General features: G+C 66.9%; 14 protein-coding genes and 1 pseudogene. 12 read left to right on the top strand and 3 right to left on the bottom strand.

All coding sequences use genetic code 11. The annotated features are described in order from the left end of the window. Window positions 1-129: 129 nt before the first annotated feature. Entirely contained in the window at window positions 130-3018 is a 2889-nt protein-coding gene (locus KUO17_RS17230) for an aminotransferase (RefSeq protein ID WP_217976738.1), read from the bottom strand. A 134-nt stretch (window positions 3019-3152) separates the two neighbouring features. Here KUO17_RS17230 and KUO17_RS17225 point away from each other — a divergent pair, with 134 nt between their 5' ends. The 11 genes and pseudogenes from KUO17_RS17225 (at window position 3153) to KUO17_RS17175 (ending at window position 13566) form a co-directional block, all read left to right on the top strand. Further along, window positions 3153-3842 (top strand): WbqC family protein, encoded by a 690-nt coding sequence (locus KUO17_RS17225; protein ID WP_217976737.1) that lies wholly within the window; start codon window positions 3153-3155, stop codon window positions 3840-3842. Window positions 3843-3885: 43 nt separating this feature from the next. Continuing rightward, window positions 3886-4737 carry an NAD-dependent epimerase/dehydratase family protein gene (locus KUO17_RS17220; protein WP_217976736.1) on the top strand — a complete coding sequence of 284 codons (852 nt, stop codon included), beginning with the start codon at window positions 3886-3888 and terminating at the stop codon, window positions 4735-4737. Next, window positions 4734-5711 carry an ATP-grasp domain-containing protein gene (locus tag KUO17_RS17215; RefSeq protein WP_217976735.1) on the top strand — a complete coding sequence of 326 codons (978 nt, stop codon included), beginning with the start codon at window positions 4734-4736 and terminating at the stop codon, window positions 5709-5711. Before KUO17_RS17220 ends, KUO17_RS17215 begins: the two co-directional genes overlap by 4 nt. Continuing rightward, on the top strand, window positions 5692-6369 hold the full coding sequence (locus KUO17_RS17210; RefSeq protein ID WP_217976734.1) for a metallophosphoesterase family protein: 678 nt from the start codon (window positions 5692-5694) through the stop codon (window positions 6367-6369). Before KUO17_RS17215 ends, KUO17_RS17210 begins: the two co-directional genes overlap by 20 nt. Before the next feature lie 124 nt (window positions 6370-6493). Further along, on the top strand, window positions 6494-7576 hold the full coding sequence (gene rfbB / locus KUO17_RS17205; protein WP_217976733.1) for a dTDP-glucose 4,6-dehydratase: 1083 nt from the start codon (window positions 6494-6496) through the stop codon (window positions 7574-7576). Next, a complete protein-coding gene (rfbA, locus tag KUO17_RS17200; RefSeq protein WP_217976732.1) occupies window positions 7573-8454 on the top strand; it encodes a glucose-1-phosphate thymidylyltransferase RfbA in 882 nt (293 codons plus the stop codon). Before rfbB ends, rfbA begins: the two co-directional genes overlap by 4 nt. Beyond that, on the top strand, window positions 8445-8990 hold the full coding sequence (gene rfbC / locus KUO17_RS17195; RefSeq protein ID WP_217976731.1) for a dTDP-4-dehydrorhamnose 3,5-epimerase: 546 nt from the start codon (window positions 8445-8447) through the stop codon (window positions 8988-8990). The genes rfbA and rfbC overlap by 10 nt, the downstream gene beginning before the upstream one ends. Continuing rightward, window positions 8987-9847, top strand: coding sequence for a dTDP-4-dehydrorhamnose reductase (gene rfbD, locus KUO17_RS17190; protein ID WP_217976730.1), 861 nt, complete (start codon window positions 8987-8989; stop codon window positions 9845-9847). The genes rfbC and rfbD overlap by 4 nt, the downstream gene beginning before the upstream one ends. Before the next feature lie 42 nt (window positions 9848-9889). After that, window positions 9890-11705, top strand: a pseudogene (locus KUO17_RS17185) (sensor histidine kinase). Next, on the top strand, window positions 11702-13114 hold the full coding sequence (locus KUO17_RS17180) for a sigma-54-dependent transcriptional regulator (RefSeq protein WP_217976729.1): 1413 nt from the start codon (window positions 11702-11704) through the stop codon (window positions 13112-13114). The pseudogene KUO17_RS17185 and the gene KUO17_RS17180 overlap by 4 nt, the downstream one beginning before the upstream one ends. Beyond that, window positions 13114-13566, top strand: coding sequence for a YiiD C-terminal domain-containing protein (locus tag KUO17_RS17175; protein ID WP_217976728.1), 453 nt, complete (start codon window positions 13114-13116; stop codon window positions 13564-13566). Before KUO17_RS17180 ends, KUO17_RS17175 begins: the two co-directional genes overlap by 1 nt. Here KUO17_RS17175 and cysQ read toward each other — a convergent pair. After that, window positions 13555-14382 (bottom strand): 3'(2'),5'-bisphosphate nucleotidase CysQ, encoded by an 828-nt coding sequence (cysQ, locus tag KUO17_RS17170; protein WP_217976727.1) that lies wholly within the window; start codon window positions 14380-14382, stop codon window positions 13555-13557. The two genes, KUO17_RS17175 and cysQ, sit on opposite strands and share 12 nt — an antisense overlap. Beyond that, window positions 14379-14945 carry an ADP compounds hydrolase NudE gene (gene nudE / locus KUO17_RS17165; protein WP_217976726.1) on the bottom strand — a complete coding sequence of 189 codons (567 nt, stop codon included), beginning with the start codon at window positions 14943-14945 and terminating at the stop codon, window positions 14379-14381. The genes cysQ and nudE overlap by 4 nt, the downstream gene beginning before the upstream one ends. Before the next feature lie 73 nt (window positions 14946-15018). On the opposite strand from nudE, the gene yrfG reads away from it, so the two are divergent. Next, entirely contained in the window at window positions 15019-15681 is a 663-nt protein-coding gene (gene yrfG, locus KUO17_RS17160) for a GMP/IMP nucleotidase (protein WP_217976725.1), read from the top strand. Window positions 15682-15711 lie beyond the last annotated feature (30 nt).

Raw genomic sequence — 15711 nt, 5'->3', positions numbered from 1 at the left:
ATCGAGCGCCGCCCGCGCGGCGCTTCGCTGGCAAGCCAGCTCCCACATTTGTTGCAACGCACCATGGCCTGCAGGATCGGCGTTGTCAGCCTTGTTTGATCGGCTTCGGATCTCTGTGGCAAAGGCGACTCAAAACCCCTCCCCCAACACCCGCGCCACACTGCCCACAAAGAAGTCCACACTCGCCCGCGTAGTGCACATCGGCGGCTTGATCTTGAGGATGTTCAAGTAATCCCCCGTCGGCTGCATGAAGATCCCCAGCTCGCGCAACCGATCACACAACACCGCCGTCTCCTCGGTCGCCGGCTCCAGGCTCTGCGCATCACGCACCAGTTCCAACCCCAGGTAGAACCCCGACCCATGCACCGCGCCCGCCAGCGGATATTGATCGACCAACGCCTGCAACCGCGCCCGGAAATACCCACCCACCTCGCGGGCGTTGTCCCACAACCCCTCCTCGTCCATCACATCAAGCACCGCCATGCCGATACGACAGCTCACCGGGCTACCCCCCGCCGACGAGAAGAAATACCCCTCGGCCTCCAGCGCCTCGGCAATCTCGCGCCGGGTGATCACCGCCCCCAACGGCTGGCCATTGCCCATGCCCTTGGCCATGGTGATGATGTCCGGCACCACACCCTGCTGCTCGAAACCCCAGAAGTACTCGCCCAGACGCCCGTAACCCACCTGCACTTCATCAGCGATGCACACCCCGCCACGCGCACGCACACGGGCGTACACCTGCTGCAGATAGCCCGGCGGCAACGGGATGCCACCGGCGTTGCCATACACCGGCTCGCAGATGAACCCGGCCAACGGGCGCTCGCCCAGTTCAGCCAGGCGTTCGTCGACGTCGCGCACATAATCGGCAGTGCTCTGATCACCCCGGTACTTGCCCCGGTAGGTGTTCGGCGCGGTCACCGGGTGCACCCACGCGGGCCGGGTGCTCAAGGCCTGCGGGTTGTCGGCGATGGAAGTGGAGATCGCATCGGTGGCCACCGACCAGCCATGGTAGGCCTCCAGCACACTGAGCATGTCGCGCCCGCCACTGGCCGCCCACGCCAGGCGGATCGCCAGGTCGTTGGCCTCGGTGCCGCTGTTGACCAGGAACACACGGTCCATGCCCGCAGGCGCCAGCGCCAGCAAACGCTCGGAAAACTCGGCGATGGCCGCATAGTGAAAACGCGAGTTGGTGTTGAGCAGCGACCACTGGCGCGCCGATTCGGCCACCATGCGCGGGTGGCCATGGCCCAGCACGGCAACGTTGTTGAGCATGTCGAGGTAGGAACGCCCCTGCATGTCGATCAGGTAGTTGCGCCAGCCGCGCTCGATGTGCGGCGGCTGCTGGTAATAGTGTTTCTGCGAACGGGCGAAGCTGGCATCACGACGCGCCAGCAAGGCGTGCGGGTCGGGCAGCGGCGCGGCATCGCAGTCCACTCCCAGTAACGCCCGGGGCGAGGGGCACAGCGCCTGCCAGGCCGGCGCACGGGAGGGCGCGGCGAACAGCGGCGGCTGCAGACCGGCGATACGGCACAGTTGCAGGCTCAACAGCGTGTCGCTGCGACCAAGCGACTGCCCCGGGGCAATCTCGGCACCGCCAGCAGGCCCCTCGCGCACGCCGTGCAGCCACAGGCTCAGCGAGGCCCCTTCAAGGCACGCCCAGCCCTCGCCGGCAGGCCGCCAGGTACCGGCAAACGGCGCGATCAGCGCGGTGTCGGGCGCCAGGTGCAGCGACACATGCAGCGCACAGGTGTGCGGCTCATGCGGGTTGTCGATATGGGTTTGCGACAACCGGTACTGCCCGTACAGCGTGCAGGCCGGCGCCGGTTGCGCATGCAGCAGGCGCAGGTCCACGCCCGGCTGCCCCCAGTTGCCGGCACTGAAGTGCTCGCTCAATACGCCCAGGTCCACCGCGGTCACGGCCTGGCCCTGCAGCGCGGGTAGCAGCACGCCGGTCGACGCCAACGGCACAGGCATGATCGCGGCCAACTGCACGATGGCCGCCTCCATCAGTTCGAACGGCACGCTGTCGGCCACCTCGAAGATCTGCCATTCGTGGGCCAGGTTGTCGCGGCTGTAGGTATTGCCGGGGTCGACACTCACCTGCTGCTCGCCACTGAGCACCAGTACGGCGGCGCGGGCCACGACCATCGGCCACAGTGCCCGCAGCTCGGTTTCATCAAGCGGATTGAGCGCATGGTAGGCCGCGATCGCCGGGAGGATCCTGAACGGGTCGCCGTCGACATGATGCAGCAGCGCCGCACAGGTCACCGACAGGTCGGCGATGCGCCAGGTGTGCACCAGGTCGCCAAAATCGATCACCCCCTGCAACTGCCACTGGCGCTGCGCATCGCGCTGCCACACGGCATTGTCGTCGGTGATGTCCAGGTGCACCGCCTGCATCGGCAACTGCGCCTGCAAGGGCGCGAGATGCGCCTGGGCCTGCGCCGCCGTCGCCTGTACCCGCGCCTTGCGCGGGCCCTCGGCGAGCACCGGCAACAGGTGCGCGATCATCGCCTGGGCGTGGCGCGGGTCCCACTGCAGGGTGCGCTCAAGCCCTGGGTGCGCAAAGTCGGCCAGGGCCAGGTCGACACGCGCACACAAGGCGCCCAGCTCGCCCATCAGGCGCGGCGCCATATACGCCAGACGCGTCAGCGTCTGACCTTCGATATAGCTCAACAGCCGCACACGCACGGCCTGGCCATCGAGGGTCAGGGCCAACAGGTGCTGGCCATCCTGTGCCGGGCGCACGCCGGGTACCGGCACGCCCTGTTCGCGCAGAAAACCCAGCGCCGCGTGCTGCGCCTCCAGCTCCTGCACCGCATAGTCGCCATGGCAGACCTTGAGCACGAAGCGGCCCTGGCAGGTGTCGACACGAAAATTCTGGTCCTGCTGGCTGCCCAGTGCCTGCACCCTGGCGTCCAGCCCGTAGTGCTCGGCCAGCAGCCGCTGCGCCTGGGTTTCACTGAGGGCGGGGCCCGGCAGGCTGGCGCGGTGAATCAGGGTGTGCAGCGACATGAAGGCGGCCTCGGTTTTTTTGTCGCTTATATCGCCACCGCTGCTGCCGATAAGCAAGGGGACGTGACGAAAGGAAGGGATTGAACGTATTCTGACCCGCCGTCCATTTCGCTCTCCGCCACAGGGAATGACGCTTGAAGCAGGTTGCCATCCTCCAATCCAACTACATCCCCTGGAAGGGTTACTTCGACCTGATTGCGGCCGTCGACGAGTTCATCGTCTACGACGACATGCAGTACACCAAGAACGACTGGCGCAACCGCAACCGCATCAAGACCCCCAACGGGCTGGAGTGGCTGACCATTCCGGCCGGACAGGACATCAGCCGACGCATCCGCGACGTCGAACTGGCACCGGGCAACTGGCAGGCCAAGCACTGGAAGAGCCTGACGGCCAACTACGCCAAGGCGCCTTACTTTCACGAAGTCGCCCAGTGGCTGCGCCCGCTGTACCTGGACCAGCAGCACGGCAACCTCAGCCAGCTCAACCTGCTGCTGATCCAGGCGGTGTGCGACTACCTGGGTATCACCACGCGCATCAGCCGCTCCTGGGACTACGCGCTGGGTGAAGGCAAGACCGAACGTCTGGTCGACCTGTGCCAGCAGGCCGGCGCCACGCATTATGTGTCCGGCCCGGCAGCCAGGGACTACCTGGACGAGCGCCTGTTCAGCGACAGCGGCATCAGCCTGGGCTGGTTCGATTATGACGGTTACCCGACCTACCCCCAGCAATGGGGCGAGTTCAGCCATGCGGTGAGCATCCTCGACCTGCTGTTCAACTGCGGGCCACAGGCTGCGCAGTACATGAGGTTCGTCGCACGATGAACCTGTTCAACTTTCGCACCCCGTATCGCCAGCAGGTAACGCCATGAAAAGCCTGGTAATCGGCAGCACCTCGGTGATCGGCAAGGCTTTGGCCAGCGGCCTGTCGTGCCTGGGCCCGGTTAAAACCGCCGGCCGGCGTGACGCCGACTTTTTCCTCGACCTGAGCCAACCCGACAACGCGGCGCCCATCACCGAAGGGTTCGACGTGGTGGTGCTGGCCGCCGCCGACTTTGGCGGCAACAGCGTCGAAGACCTGATCCGCGCCGAGCAGGTCAATGTGCTGGGCACGCTGGCGGCCTGCCGTATGGCCCAGCAATGCGGCGCGCAGCATCTGATCGTGCTGTCGTCGGTGTTTGCCAGCCATACCCCGGCCGATCATCACTACAGCATCTACTCGCTGTCCAAGCGCCACGCCGAAGAGGTCGCCAGCCTGTTCTGCAAGCAGCACGGGCTGGCGCTGACCCTCCTGCGCCCCAGCCAGGTGTACGACGCAGCCGGCGCCTGCCGCACGCACCAGCCCCTGCTGTACGTGATGGCCGACAACGCCCAGGCCGGACGCGACATCACGCTGTTCGGCAACAACGACGCCCGGCGCAACTACCTGCACCTGGATGACCTGGTGCAGATCTGCACCCGTGTGGCCCAGGCCACCGTCACCGGGCTGTTCAATTGCGTGCACCCCAGCAGCCCCAGGCTGAGCGAGATCGCGCACGCCGCGGTGTCTGCGTTCGGGCAGCAGGCCGAGGTGCGTTTCCTGCGTGACAAGCCGGATGTACCCGACCTGCCGCACCAGCCGGTGGACGTGGCGTTCTACGAGGCCATCGACTTCACACCGCGCGTGGACATCCGCCGCGGTTTCAACCTGATCCGGCACTACCGCGAGGGCACGGCATGAGCACCGTAATGGTCACCGGCGTAGGCGCCATCATGGGCTACGGTCTGCTCAAGTCGCTGCGCGCCAGCGACCCGACGCTGGTGCTGCTGGGCACCGATATCTATGACGACGCCGCCGGCCGGGCCTGGTGCGACGTGTTCGAACAGGCCCCGCTGACCTCCAGCGCCGATTACCCGGCGTGGCTGGAGCGGGTACTGCGCACCCATGAGGTCGACCTGCTGATACCCGGCATCGAACAGGACCTTCACTGGTTTTCCGACCACCGCGAACAGGTCGCGGCGCTGGGCTGCCAGCTGGTGCTCAACAGCCGCGAGCTGATCGACCTGTCCCGCGACAAGTGGGCGATGGACCAGGCCCTGGCCGCGATCGACGAACCCAGCCGCATTCCCAGCTACCTGTCCGGCAGCTTCAGCGAGCTCAGCGCCACCCTGGGCTTGCCGTTCCTGCTCAAGCCACGCCGCAGCTATGCCTCCAAGGGCCTGGTGTGGGTCCACAGCCTGGACGACTTCGAACCCCACGTGCATCAGCTGGGTGACGTGCTGATGGCCCAACCGATCATCGGCAGTGCCAACCAGGAGTACACCGTCGCGGTGTTCGGCGATGGCGAGGGCGGCAGCTTCGGCGCCATCACCCTGCAACGCACGCTCGCCGCCGATGGCTCCACCGCCAAGGCCTGGGTGCGCCAGGACGCTTCGCTGGACCAGTGCGTGGCGCGCCTGTGCGCGCACTTCAAGCCGGTCGGCCCGACCAACCTGCAATTTCGTCGCGACCAGGACGGCAGCTGGAAACTGCTGGAGATCAACCCCAGGATTTCCTCCACCAGCTCCATGCGCCGGGCGTTCGGCTACAACGAGGCGGCCATGTGCCTGGACTTCTTCCTGGCCCGCAAGGCGCCGGCACCCCCCCAGATTCGCCCGGGCTTCGCGGTGCGCTACATAGAGGAGCACGTGGTCTATGATCGGGATCATTTCTGATATCCACGGCAACTTCGTCGCCCTCTCGGCGGTGCTCGAACAGCTCGACCGCCTCGGCGCATCGCAGATCATCTGCCTGGGCGACACCGCCGGCTACTATTGCCAGATCAACGAGTGCTGCGACGCCCTGCGCGAGCGCGGCATCTTCAGCCTCATGGGCAACCACGACTGGTACCTGGCCAGCAACACGCCGTGCCCGCGCTCCAACAGCGCCAACGCCTGCCTGGACCACCAGAAGAGCGTGATCAGCGCCGCCAACGCGGCGTGGCTGGCGAGCCTGCCTGCGCGTGCACAGCAGCACGGTATCGAACTGGTGCACGGCGGCTGGAACGACCCCATCGAAGAGTACCTGCGCCCCTCGCAGGACTACTTCGCGGCGCTGCCCGGCACCCACTTCGCCTCGGGCCACACCCATGTGCAGACACTCTGGCAAGGGCGTGACAAGACCTACTGCAACCCCGGTGCAGTCGGGCAGCCGCGCGATGGCGACCCGCGCGCCGCGTTTGCCACCTGGGACGGCCAGCAGTTCACCCTGCACCGCGTGGCGTACGACATCGAACGCATGCAGCAGGCCATGCACCACGCAGGCTTCACCGCGTACTTCTCCGACAACCTGGCGCTGGGCGCACAGATCGGCGGCCGCATCAGCCACTATTAACTACCGCAGGCAACGGCCGATAGCCTGACGTCGGCCGCCTCGGCAAGAGGCTTGCGCACACAGGCGCCTGACCACACGCTAAGATCCACCTGAACATCATCTGCCGCACCAAAGGCCACTCGACATGCGCATACTCATCACCGGCGGTGCCGGCTTCATCGGTTCGGCGCTGATCCGTCACCTGATCACCCACACCGATCACCACGTGCTCAACCTGGACAAGCTGACCTACGCCGGCAACCTGGAGTCGCTGGCCAGCATCGCCAGCAACACACGCTACGAGTTCGTGCAGGCCGATATCGTCGACCAGGCCGCCATCAGCGCGGTGCTCGCACGCTTCCAGCCCCAGGCCATCATGCACCTGGCGGCCGAGTCGCATGTGGACCGCTCCATCGACGGCCCGGCCGCCTTCATCCAGACCAACATCGTCGGCACCTACAGCCTGCTCGAAGCCACGCGTGCTTACTGGAGCGCACTGCCCGCCGACGAGCGCGCGGCGTTTCGCTTTCACCATATCTCCACCGACGAGGTGTACGGCGACCTGCATGGCGCAGACGAGCTGTTCACCGAAACCACCCCGTATGCGCCCAGCTCGCCCTACTCGGCGAGCAAGGCGGCGTCCGACCACCTGGTCCGCGCCTGGCAACGCACCTACGGGCTGCCGGTGCTGCTGACCAACTGCTCGAACAACTACGGGCCGTTTCACTTCCCGGAAAAGCTCATCCCGCTGGTGATCCTCAACGCCCTGGCGGGCAAGCCACTGCCGGTGTACGGCAACGGCCTGCAGGTGCGCGACTGGCTGTTCGTCGAAGACCACGCGCGTGCCCTGCTCAAGGTCGTCAGCGAGGGTGTGGTGGGCGAGACCTACAACATTGGCGGGCACAACGAGCAGACCAACCTGGAGGTGGTGCGCAGCATCTGCGCGCTGCTCGAAGAGCTGGCCCCGCAGCACCCGGCCGGCGTGGCGCACTATGCCGACCTGATCACCTTCGTCCAGGACCGCCCCGGCCACGACCTGCGCTACGCCATCGATGCAGGCAAGATCGAGCGCGAACTGGGCTGGACCCCTGCAGAAACCTTCGATTCCGGCCTGCGCAAGACCGTGCAGTGGTACCTCGACAACCTCGAGTGGTGCCAGCACGTACAAGACGGCAGCTACCAAGGGCAACGGCTGGGCAACAGCGATTTCAAGGACCTGATTGCATGACCAAAGGCATCGTTCTGGCAGGCGGCTCCGGCACGCGCCTGCACCCCATCACCCTGGGCATTTCCAAGCAGTTGCTGCCGGTGTACGACAAACCGATGATCTACTACCCGATCTCGGTGCTGATGCTGGCCGGTATCCGCGAGATCCTGATCATTTCCACCCCCCAGGACCTGCCGCACTACCGCCAGTTGCTGGGTGACGGCAGCCAGTTCGGGGTGTGTTTCGAGTACGCCGAGCAGCCCTCGCCCGACGGCCTGGCCCAGGCCTTCCTGATTGGCGAGTCATTCATTGGCGACGACTCGGTGTGCCTGATCCTGGGCGACAACGTGTTCCACGGCCAGCGTTTCACCGAGCAACTGCTGCGCGCCGCCACGCACCCCAGCGGTGCCACGGTGTTCGGCTACTGGGTCAAGGACCCGGAGCGCTTTGGCGTGATCGAGTTCGATGCGGCCGGCAACGCGCTGTCGATCGAGGAAAAGCCGGCCCAGCCCAAATCCAGCTATGCGGTCACCGGCCTGTATTTCTATGACAACGACGTGGTGCGCATCGCCAGGGACATCAAGCCTTCGCCGCGCGGGGAACTTGAGATCACCGACGTCAACAACGCCTACCTGCGCCGCGGCGACCTGCGCGTGGAACGTTTCGGCCGCGGCTTCGCCTGGCTCGACACCGGCACCCACGACAGCCTGCTGGAAGCCTCGCAGTACGTGCAGACCATCGAGCACCGCCAGGGCCTGAAGGTCGCCTGCCTGGAAGAGATCGCCTTCCAGCAGGAATGGATCAGCCAGGAGACGTTGCTCGAGCGCGCCAAGGCCTTCGGCAAGACCGGCTACGGCCAGTACCTGTACGGCCTGACCGGAGACCAGCAATGGAAGTGATCGCCACCGCGTTGCCGGACGTGCTGATCATCGAACCAAAGGTTTACGGCGATGAACGCGGGTTCTTCTTCGAAAGCTTCAATGCCCAGACGTTTGCCGCCAGGACCGGCGTGCAGGCCGCGTTCGTGCAGGACAACCATTCACGCTCGCTGCGCGGCGTGCTGCGCGGCCTGCACTATCAAGTGCAGAACCCGCAGGGCAAGCTGGTACGCGTGACCCACGGCGAGGTGCTGGACGTGGCGGTGGATATCCGCCGCAGCGCCAGCACCTTCGGCCAGTGGGTGGCAGTGCGCCTGTCGGCGGCCAACCACCGGCAGGTGTGGATACCGGCAGGTTTTGCCCATGGCTTCGTGGTGCTCAGCGACAGCGCCGAGTTTCTCTACAAGACCACCGACTACTACAACCCGGCCGGCGAGCGCTGCATTCGCTGGGACGATCCTGACCTGGCCATCGACTGGCAGCTGGACGCGGCGCCGCAACTGTCGGCCAAGGACCAGACCGGCCTGTGGCTGCGCGATGCCGAGCTGTTCCCATGAACATCCTGATCAGCGGGCGCAACGGGCAGCTTGCCCAGGCGCTGCAGCAACGCCTGGGCGGGCTTGGCCAACTGCATGTGCTGGGCCGCGAGCAGCTCGACCTGGCCGAGCCGGAGCGCATTCGCCAGACAGTGCGCAACCTGCAGCCGGACCTGATCATCAACGCCGCCGCCTACACGGCGGTCGACCAGGCCGAAAGCGACGCACAGGCAGCCTTTGCGATCAACGCCCAGGCACCCGGCGTGCTGGCCGAGGAAGCGGCGCGACTGGGCGTGCCGTTGCTGCACTACTCCACCGACTACGTGTTCGATGGCAGCAAGGCCACGGCCTATACCGAAGACGACCCGACCCGCCCGCTGGGCGTGTACGGGCAGAGCAAGCTGGCGGGCGAACAGGCCATCGGCGCCGTGGGTGGTGCACACCTGATCCTGCGCACCAGCTGGGTGTATTCGCTGCACGGGCGCAACTTCCTGCTGACCATGCAGCGCCTGCTGCAGGAAAAACCCGAACTGCGCGTGGTTGCCGACCAGATCGGCGCCCCCACCTGGGCCGGCACCCTGGCCAGCAGCACGCTGGCCCTGATCGAGCGCTGGCAAGCCGGCCAGGCCGGGGCCTGGGGCACCTACCACCTGAGCGCACAGGGCTATACCTCATGGTTCGGCTTTGCCCAGGCCATCGGTGAGCACCTCAAGGCGCAAGGCAAACCCTGCGCGCAGCTGCTGCCGATCGCCTCCAGCGACTACCCGACCCCGGCGCGGCGCCCGCTCAACTCGCGCCTGGACTGCAGCCGCCTGCAACGGCTGTGGCAGGTCAGCCAGCCGGACTGGCGCGAAGCGCTGATCGAGTGCCTGAAGTAGCGCATAATACGCCAGACCTTTCTGGCGCCTTCTATAGTTGCAATGACCATGACACCGACCCTCCCCCGCCGCCCGCGCTGGCGCAGCCTGGCCATCCTGGCCCTGTGCCTGGCACCGTTGCTGTGGCCGCTGCAACGCCTGGCCGAGCACTACTACCAGGAGGAGCTGGCCGGGCAGAACCGCCAGACCCTCGACCTGTACGTGGCCAACCTGCTGGGCACCCTGCACCGCTATGAAACCCTGCCGCAGATCCTTGGCGACCTGCCGGCGCTGCGTGCGCTGCTGGTCGACCCGCTGCGCCTGGAAACCCTGACCAACGCCAACCGCCTGCTCGACGATATCTGCGCCCAGACCGGTGCCGAAGTGATGTACCTGATGGACGTCAACGGCAACACCCTGGCGGCGTCCAACTGGGACAAGCACGACAATTTTGCCGGGCGCAACTTCGCCTTCCGGCCGTACTTCAGCGAAGCCATGCAGGGCAAGCTGGGGGCGCTTCTTCGGCCAGGGCACCACCTCGGCCAAGCGCGGCTACTTCTTCGCCGCCGCCGTGCGCGACGGCGACAAGGTGATCGGCGTGCTGGTGGCCAAGATCGACCTGGACCACACCGAAACGCTGTGGGGCAAAACCCCCGAACAACTGCTGGTGACCGACCACAACGGCGTGGTGATCCTGACCTCGCGCCCCGACTGGCGCTTCCGTGCCACCCGCCCGCTCAGCGATACCGAGCGCGATGCGATCGTGGCCATCCAGCCGTACCCGACCACCACGCCGCGGCCGCTCAACCTCAATACCGATGCGTGGCTGATCCAGACCCAGGCGATCCCCGAGACCGGCTGGCAGGTCAGCATCCTGGCGCCGCGGGCGCTGGTCGACCGTTCGGTGAGCACCGTGCTGTTCATCGGCGGCGCCACCCTGCTGGTGGTGATGCTGCTGCTGGGCCTGGTGATGCAGCGCCGGCGCAACTACATGGACCGCCTCGACTTCGAGGCGCGCACGCGCCAGGAGCTGGAACAACGCGTGATCGAGCGCACCGCCGCCCTGGAAGGCCTCAACAGCCGCCTCAAGACCGAGGTGCTGGAACGCGAGCAGGCCCAGCAGGAGCTGGTGCGCGCCCAGGACGAACTGGTGCAGGCCGGCAAGCTGTCGGTGCTGGGCACCATGTCGGCGAGCATCAGCCACGAACTCAACCAGCCGCTGGCAGCCATCCGCAGCTACGCCGAAAACGCCGAGATCCTGCTCGATCACCAGCGTACCGACGATGCGCGCAGCAACCTCAAGCTGATCAGCGAACTGACCGGGCGCATGGCCTCGATCATCGCGCACCTGCGCGCCTTTGCCCGCCGCGACCGACACGCACCGGAGAGCGTGGCCTTGCAACCCGCGCTGGACGATGCGCTGGCGCTGCTGGCCAAGCGGCGCCGCGCCATGGCCGTGGAACTGGTGCGCGACCTGCCCGAGGCGACCCTGTGGGTGCAGGCCGGCGAGACCCGCCTGCGCCAGGTGCTGGGCAACCTGCTGGCCAATGCCCTCGACGCGCTGACCGAGAAAGCCAACCCGCGCAAACTCTGGCTCAGTGCCCAGCGCCGCGATGGCAGCGTCTACCTGACCATTCGTGACAACGGCCCAGGGTTCAGCAGCCAGGCGCTGCTGCGCGCACGCGAGCCGTTCTTCACCACCAAGACCCGCACCCAGGGCCTGGGCCTGGGCCTGGCGATCTGCGATACGCTGATCAATGCGCTGGGCGGCGAGCTGGTGCTGGCCAACCACCCGGAAGGCGGCGCGCTGCTGACCCTGCAACTGCGCGTGGCCACCCCCGGCGCCACGCTTTCAACCTCGGAGGACCCTTCGGCATGACGACCGAGACGCTCATCGACAGCCGCACCCAGGTCATCCTGGTGGACGACGACCCGCACCTGCGCCAGGCGCTGAGCCAGACCCTGGACCTGGCCGGGCTGCGCGTGCTGACCCTGAGCGATGCCCAGGGCCTGGCCGCGCGCATCGAGGCCGACTGGCCCGGGGTGGTGGTGAGCGATATCCGCATGCCCGGCATCGACGGCCTGCAACTGCTCGAACAACTGCACGCACAAGACCCGGAGCTGCCGGTACTGCTGATCACCGGCCACGGCGACGTGCCGCTGGCGGTGCAGGCGATGCGCGCGGGGGCCTATGATTTCCTGGAAAAACCCTTCGCCAGCGACGCCCTGCTCGACAGCGTGCGCCGGGGCCTGGCCCTGCGCCGGCTGGTGCTGGACAACCGCAGCCTGCGCCTGGCGCTCAGCGACCGCCAGCAACTGAGCACGCGCCTGGTCGGCCAGTCGGCGCCCATGCTGCGCCTGCGCGAACAGATCGGCGCCCTGGCCGGCACCCGTGCCGACGTGTTGATCCTGGGCGAAACCGGCGCCGGCAAGGAAGTGGTGGCGCGCGCCCTGCACGACCTGTCGAGCCGGCGTGACGGGCCGTTCGTGGCGATCAACGCCGGTGCGCTGGCCGAGTCGGTGGTGGAAAGCGAGCTGTTCGGCCACGAGCCGGGGGCCTTCACCGGCGCGCAGAAGCGGCGCATCGGCAAGTTCGAGTTCGCCAACGGCGGCACACTGTTCCTCGATGAAATCGAAAGCATGAGCCTGGACGTGCAGGTCAAGCTGCTGCGCCTGTTGCAGGAGCGGGTGGTCGAACGCCTGGGCGGCAACCAGCAGATTGCACTGGATATCCGCATCATCGCCGCCACCAAGGAAGACCTGCGCCAGGCCGCCGACCAGGGGCGCTTTCGCGCCGACCTGTATTACCGCCTGAACGTCGCGCCGCTGCGCATCCCGCCGTTGCGCGAGCGCGGTGAAGACGTGCTGATGCTGTTCCAGCATTTTGCCGATGCTGCCAGCGAACGCCATGGCCTGCCGGGCCACCTGCTGCAGCCGGCGCAGCGCGCGGTGCTGCTGCGCCACCCGTGGCCGGGCAACGTGCGCGAACTGCAGAATGCCGCCGAGCGCTTTGCCCTGGGGCTGGAACTGGCGCTGGACGGCGATGCCGAGGCCACCACGGCAACGCTGGAAGTACCGGTGAGCACGGGCAACCTCAGCGAGCAGGTCGAGCAGTTCGAACGCGCCTTGATCGCCGCCGAGCTGGCACGCCCGCACAGCTCCATGCGCAGCCTCGCCGAAGCCCTCGGCGTGCCGCGCAAGACCCTGCACGACAAGCTGCGCAAGCACGGCCTGAGCTTTGCCGACAGCAGCGCCAGTGGCGCCGACGAGACCGAGGACAACCGCTGATGAACCCGAGCCACCACCTGCAGGACGTGCTGCATGCCGACATCCCGCTGACCCGCGAGATGGGCTTGCAGGTACTCGACTGGCACCAGCAGACCTTGCGCCTGCACCTGCCGCTGGCGGCCAACGTCAACCACAAGCGCACCATGTTCGGCGGCAGCCTGTATTGCGCCGCCGTGCTGGCGGGCTGGGGCTGGCTGCACCTGCGCCTGCGCGAGGCGGGCATCGGCGACGGGCACATCGTCATCCAGGAAGGCCAGATCAGCTACCCGCTGCCTGTGACCGGCGCCGCCGTGGCGCTGTGCGCGGCGCCAGAGGCCAAGGTGTGGGAGCGTTTCGTCGCCACCTACCAGCGGCGCGGTCGCGCCCGCCTGACCTTGCACAGCCAGGTGTTCAACACAGGCAGCGACACGCCCGCCGTGCAGTTCAGCGGGCAGTACGTGCTACACCGCTGAGGCGAGCTTGAGCAGGTTGGCGCGCCAGGCGGCGGCGGCCGGCAGGGCGAGGAAGAACGGGTTCAGCAGCGACTCGCGCGGCGGGTAGGTGAAGGCTTCGCCGTCCAGCCCCAGCACTTCGCCACCTGCGCCTTCGAGCACGCCCTGGGCCGCGGCGGTGTCCCATTGCGAGGTCGGTGCCAGGCGCGGGTAGCAATCGGCGGCGCCTTCGGCCAGCAGGCAGAACTTCAGCGAGCTGCCGATATTGGCCAGTTCCAGCGCACCGACCGCCTCACTCAGGCCGGCCAGCAGGCGCTCCTGCTCGGGGCTGCTGTGGCGACGGCTGGCCACCACGGTAAACGCGCCACCGGCCGGTGGCGCCAGGCGTACGCTGATCGGTTGGGCTTCGCCGCCCTCTTCCTCAAGCCACGCACCCAGGCCACGGCCACCAAAGTAACAGCGCCCGCGGGTGGGGATGCCGACCACGCCGAACAGGACCTGGCCGCGCTCGATCAGAGCGATGTTGACGGTGAACTCCTCGCTGCCGGCGATGAACTCCTTGGTGCCGTCCAGCGGGTCCACCAGCCACCAGCGCTGCCATTGCTCGCGCTCGGCACGGGGGATATTGCAGTCCTCTTCGGACAGCACCGGAATCTGTGGCGCCAGCCGCTGCAGGCCGGCGGCGATCACGTGGTGTGCCGCCATGTCGGCAGCGGTCACCGGTGATGCGTCGGCCTTGGTCTGCACCGCGACGTCCGCGCGCCAGAACGGCAGGGTCGCCACGCCGGCTTCACGGGCTAGGCCCACCACCTGTTGCATCAGGTCGCGGTCGTTCATGCGCCGAACACCCCGCGCTGGGTCAGCAGGTCGCGCACCAGGTACAGCGCCGCCAGCGCCCGCCCTTCGGAAAACTGCGGGTGCTGGGCCAGGGCCGAGAGCTCGCGCAGGTTGACCTTGTCGACGCGCATCGGCTCGGGCTCGTCGCCTTCCAGGCGCTCCTCGAACAGGTCGGTGGCCAGCACCACCTGGATCTTCTGGCTCATGTAACCGGGCGACAGCGACAGCTCGGTCAGGTGTTCCAGTTGCCGGGCGCCGAAGCCGGCCTCTTCCTTCAGTTCACGGTTGGCCGCCGCCAGCACGTCTTCGCCCGGCTCGATCAGGCCCTTGGGCAGCGACAGTTCGTACTCGTCGGTACCGCCGCAGTATTCCTCGACCAGCACCGCGTGCTCGGCGTCGAGCATGGCCACGATCATCACCGCGCCATAGCCGTTGCCACGCCCGACCAGGCGTTCGTAGGTGCGTTCGGTGCCGTTGCTGAAGCGCAACGCCACCGCTTCGACACGGAACAGGCGGCTGCTGGCAACGATTTCGCGGTTGAGGACGGTGGGTTTCTGGCGCATGAGGGGGCGGCTCCTTGGCGGTAACGGGGTACTATACCGCCCACTGTGTCTGGATCGAACGAGAATATTTCACATGCCCTCACTCGCCTGGCGCGACATCGATACCGTGCTGCTGGATATGGACGGTACCCTGCTGGACCTGCATTACGACAACCACTTCTGGCTTGAGCACCTGCCCCAGCGCTATGCCGAGCTGCACGGTATCAGCCGCGCCATGGCCGAGCTGGAACTGCAGCCGCTGTTCGAGCGCAATGCCGGTTCCCTGAACTGGTACTGCCTGGATTTCTGGAGTGCCGAACTCAAGCTGCCGGTGCGCGAGCTCAAGCTGGAGACGGCCGACCTGATCGCCTTGCGCCCCGACGCCGACACCTTCCTGCAGGCGATCAAGCACGCCGGCAAGCGGGTGATCATGATCACCAACGCGCACCGTGACTCGCTGTCGCTGAAGCTGGAGCGGGTGGAGCTGGCGCCGTATTTCGAGCGGTTGATCAGCTCCCATGACTACGGGTATCCGAAGGAGAGCCAGCAGTTCTGGAGCGCGCTGCAGGAGGACACCGGGTTCGACCCGGCGCGCAGCCTGTTCATCGACGATACCCTGGCAATCTTGCGCAGTGCGCGCACCTTCGGCGTGGCGCACCTGCTGGCGGTGCGCCAGCCCGACAGCCGCAAGGGGCCGCGCGATACCGCAGAGTTTGCCGCGCAAGAGGATTACCGGGCCTTGCTGCAGGGGCTGTAAACCCAGGTGCTCCCTTCGCTGGCAAGCCAG

Origin of the sequence: Pseudomonas aegrilactucae (genome assembly GCF_019168305.1) — a bacterium.
Lineage (GTDB): Bacteria > Pseudomonadota > Gammaproteobacteria > Pseudomonadales > Pseudomonadaceae > Aquipseudomonas > Aquipseudomonas aegrilactucae.
This window is presented reverse-complemented; position numbering and strand designations above follow the sequence as displayed.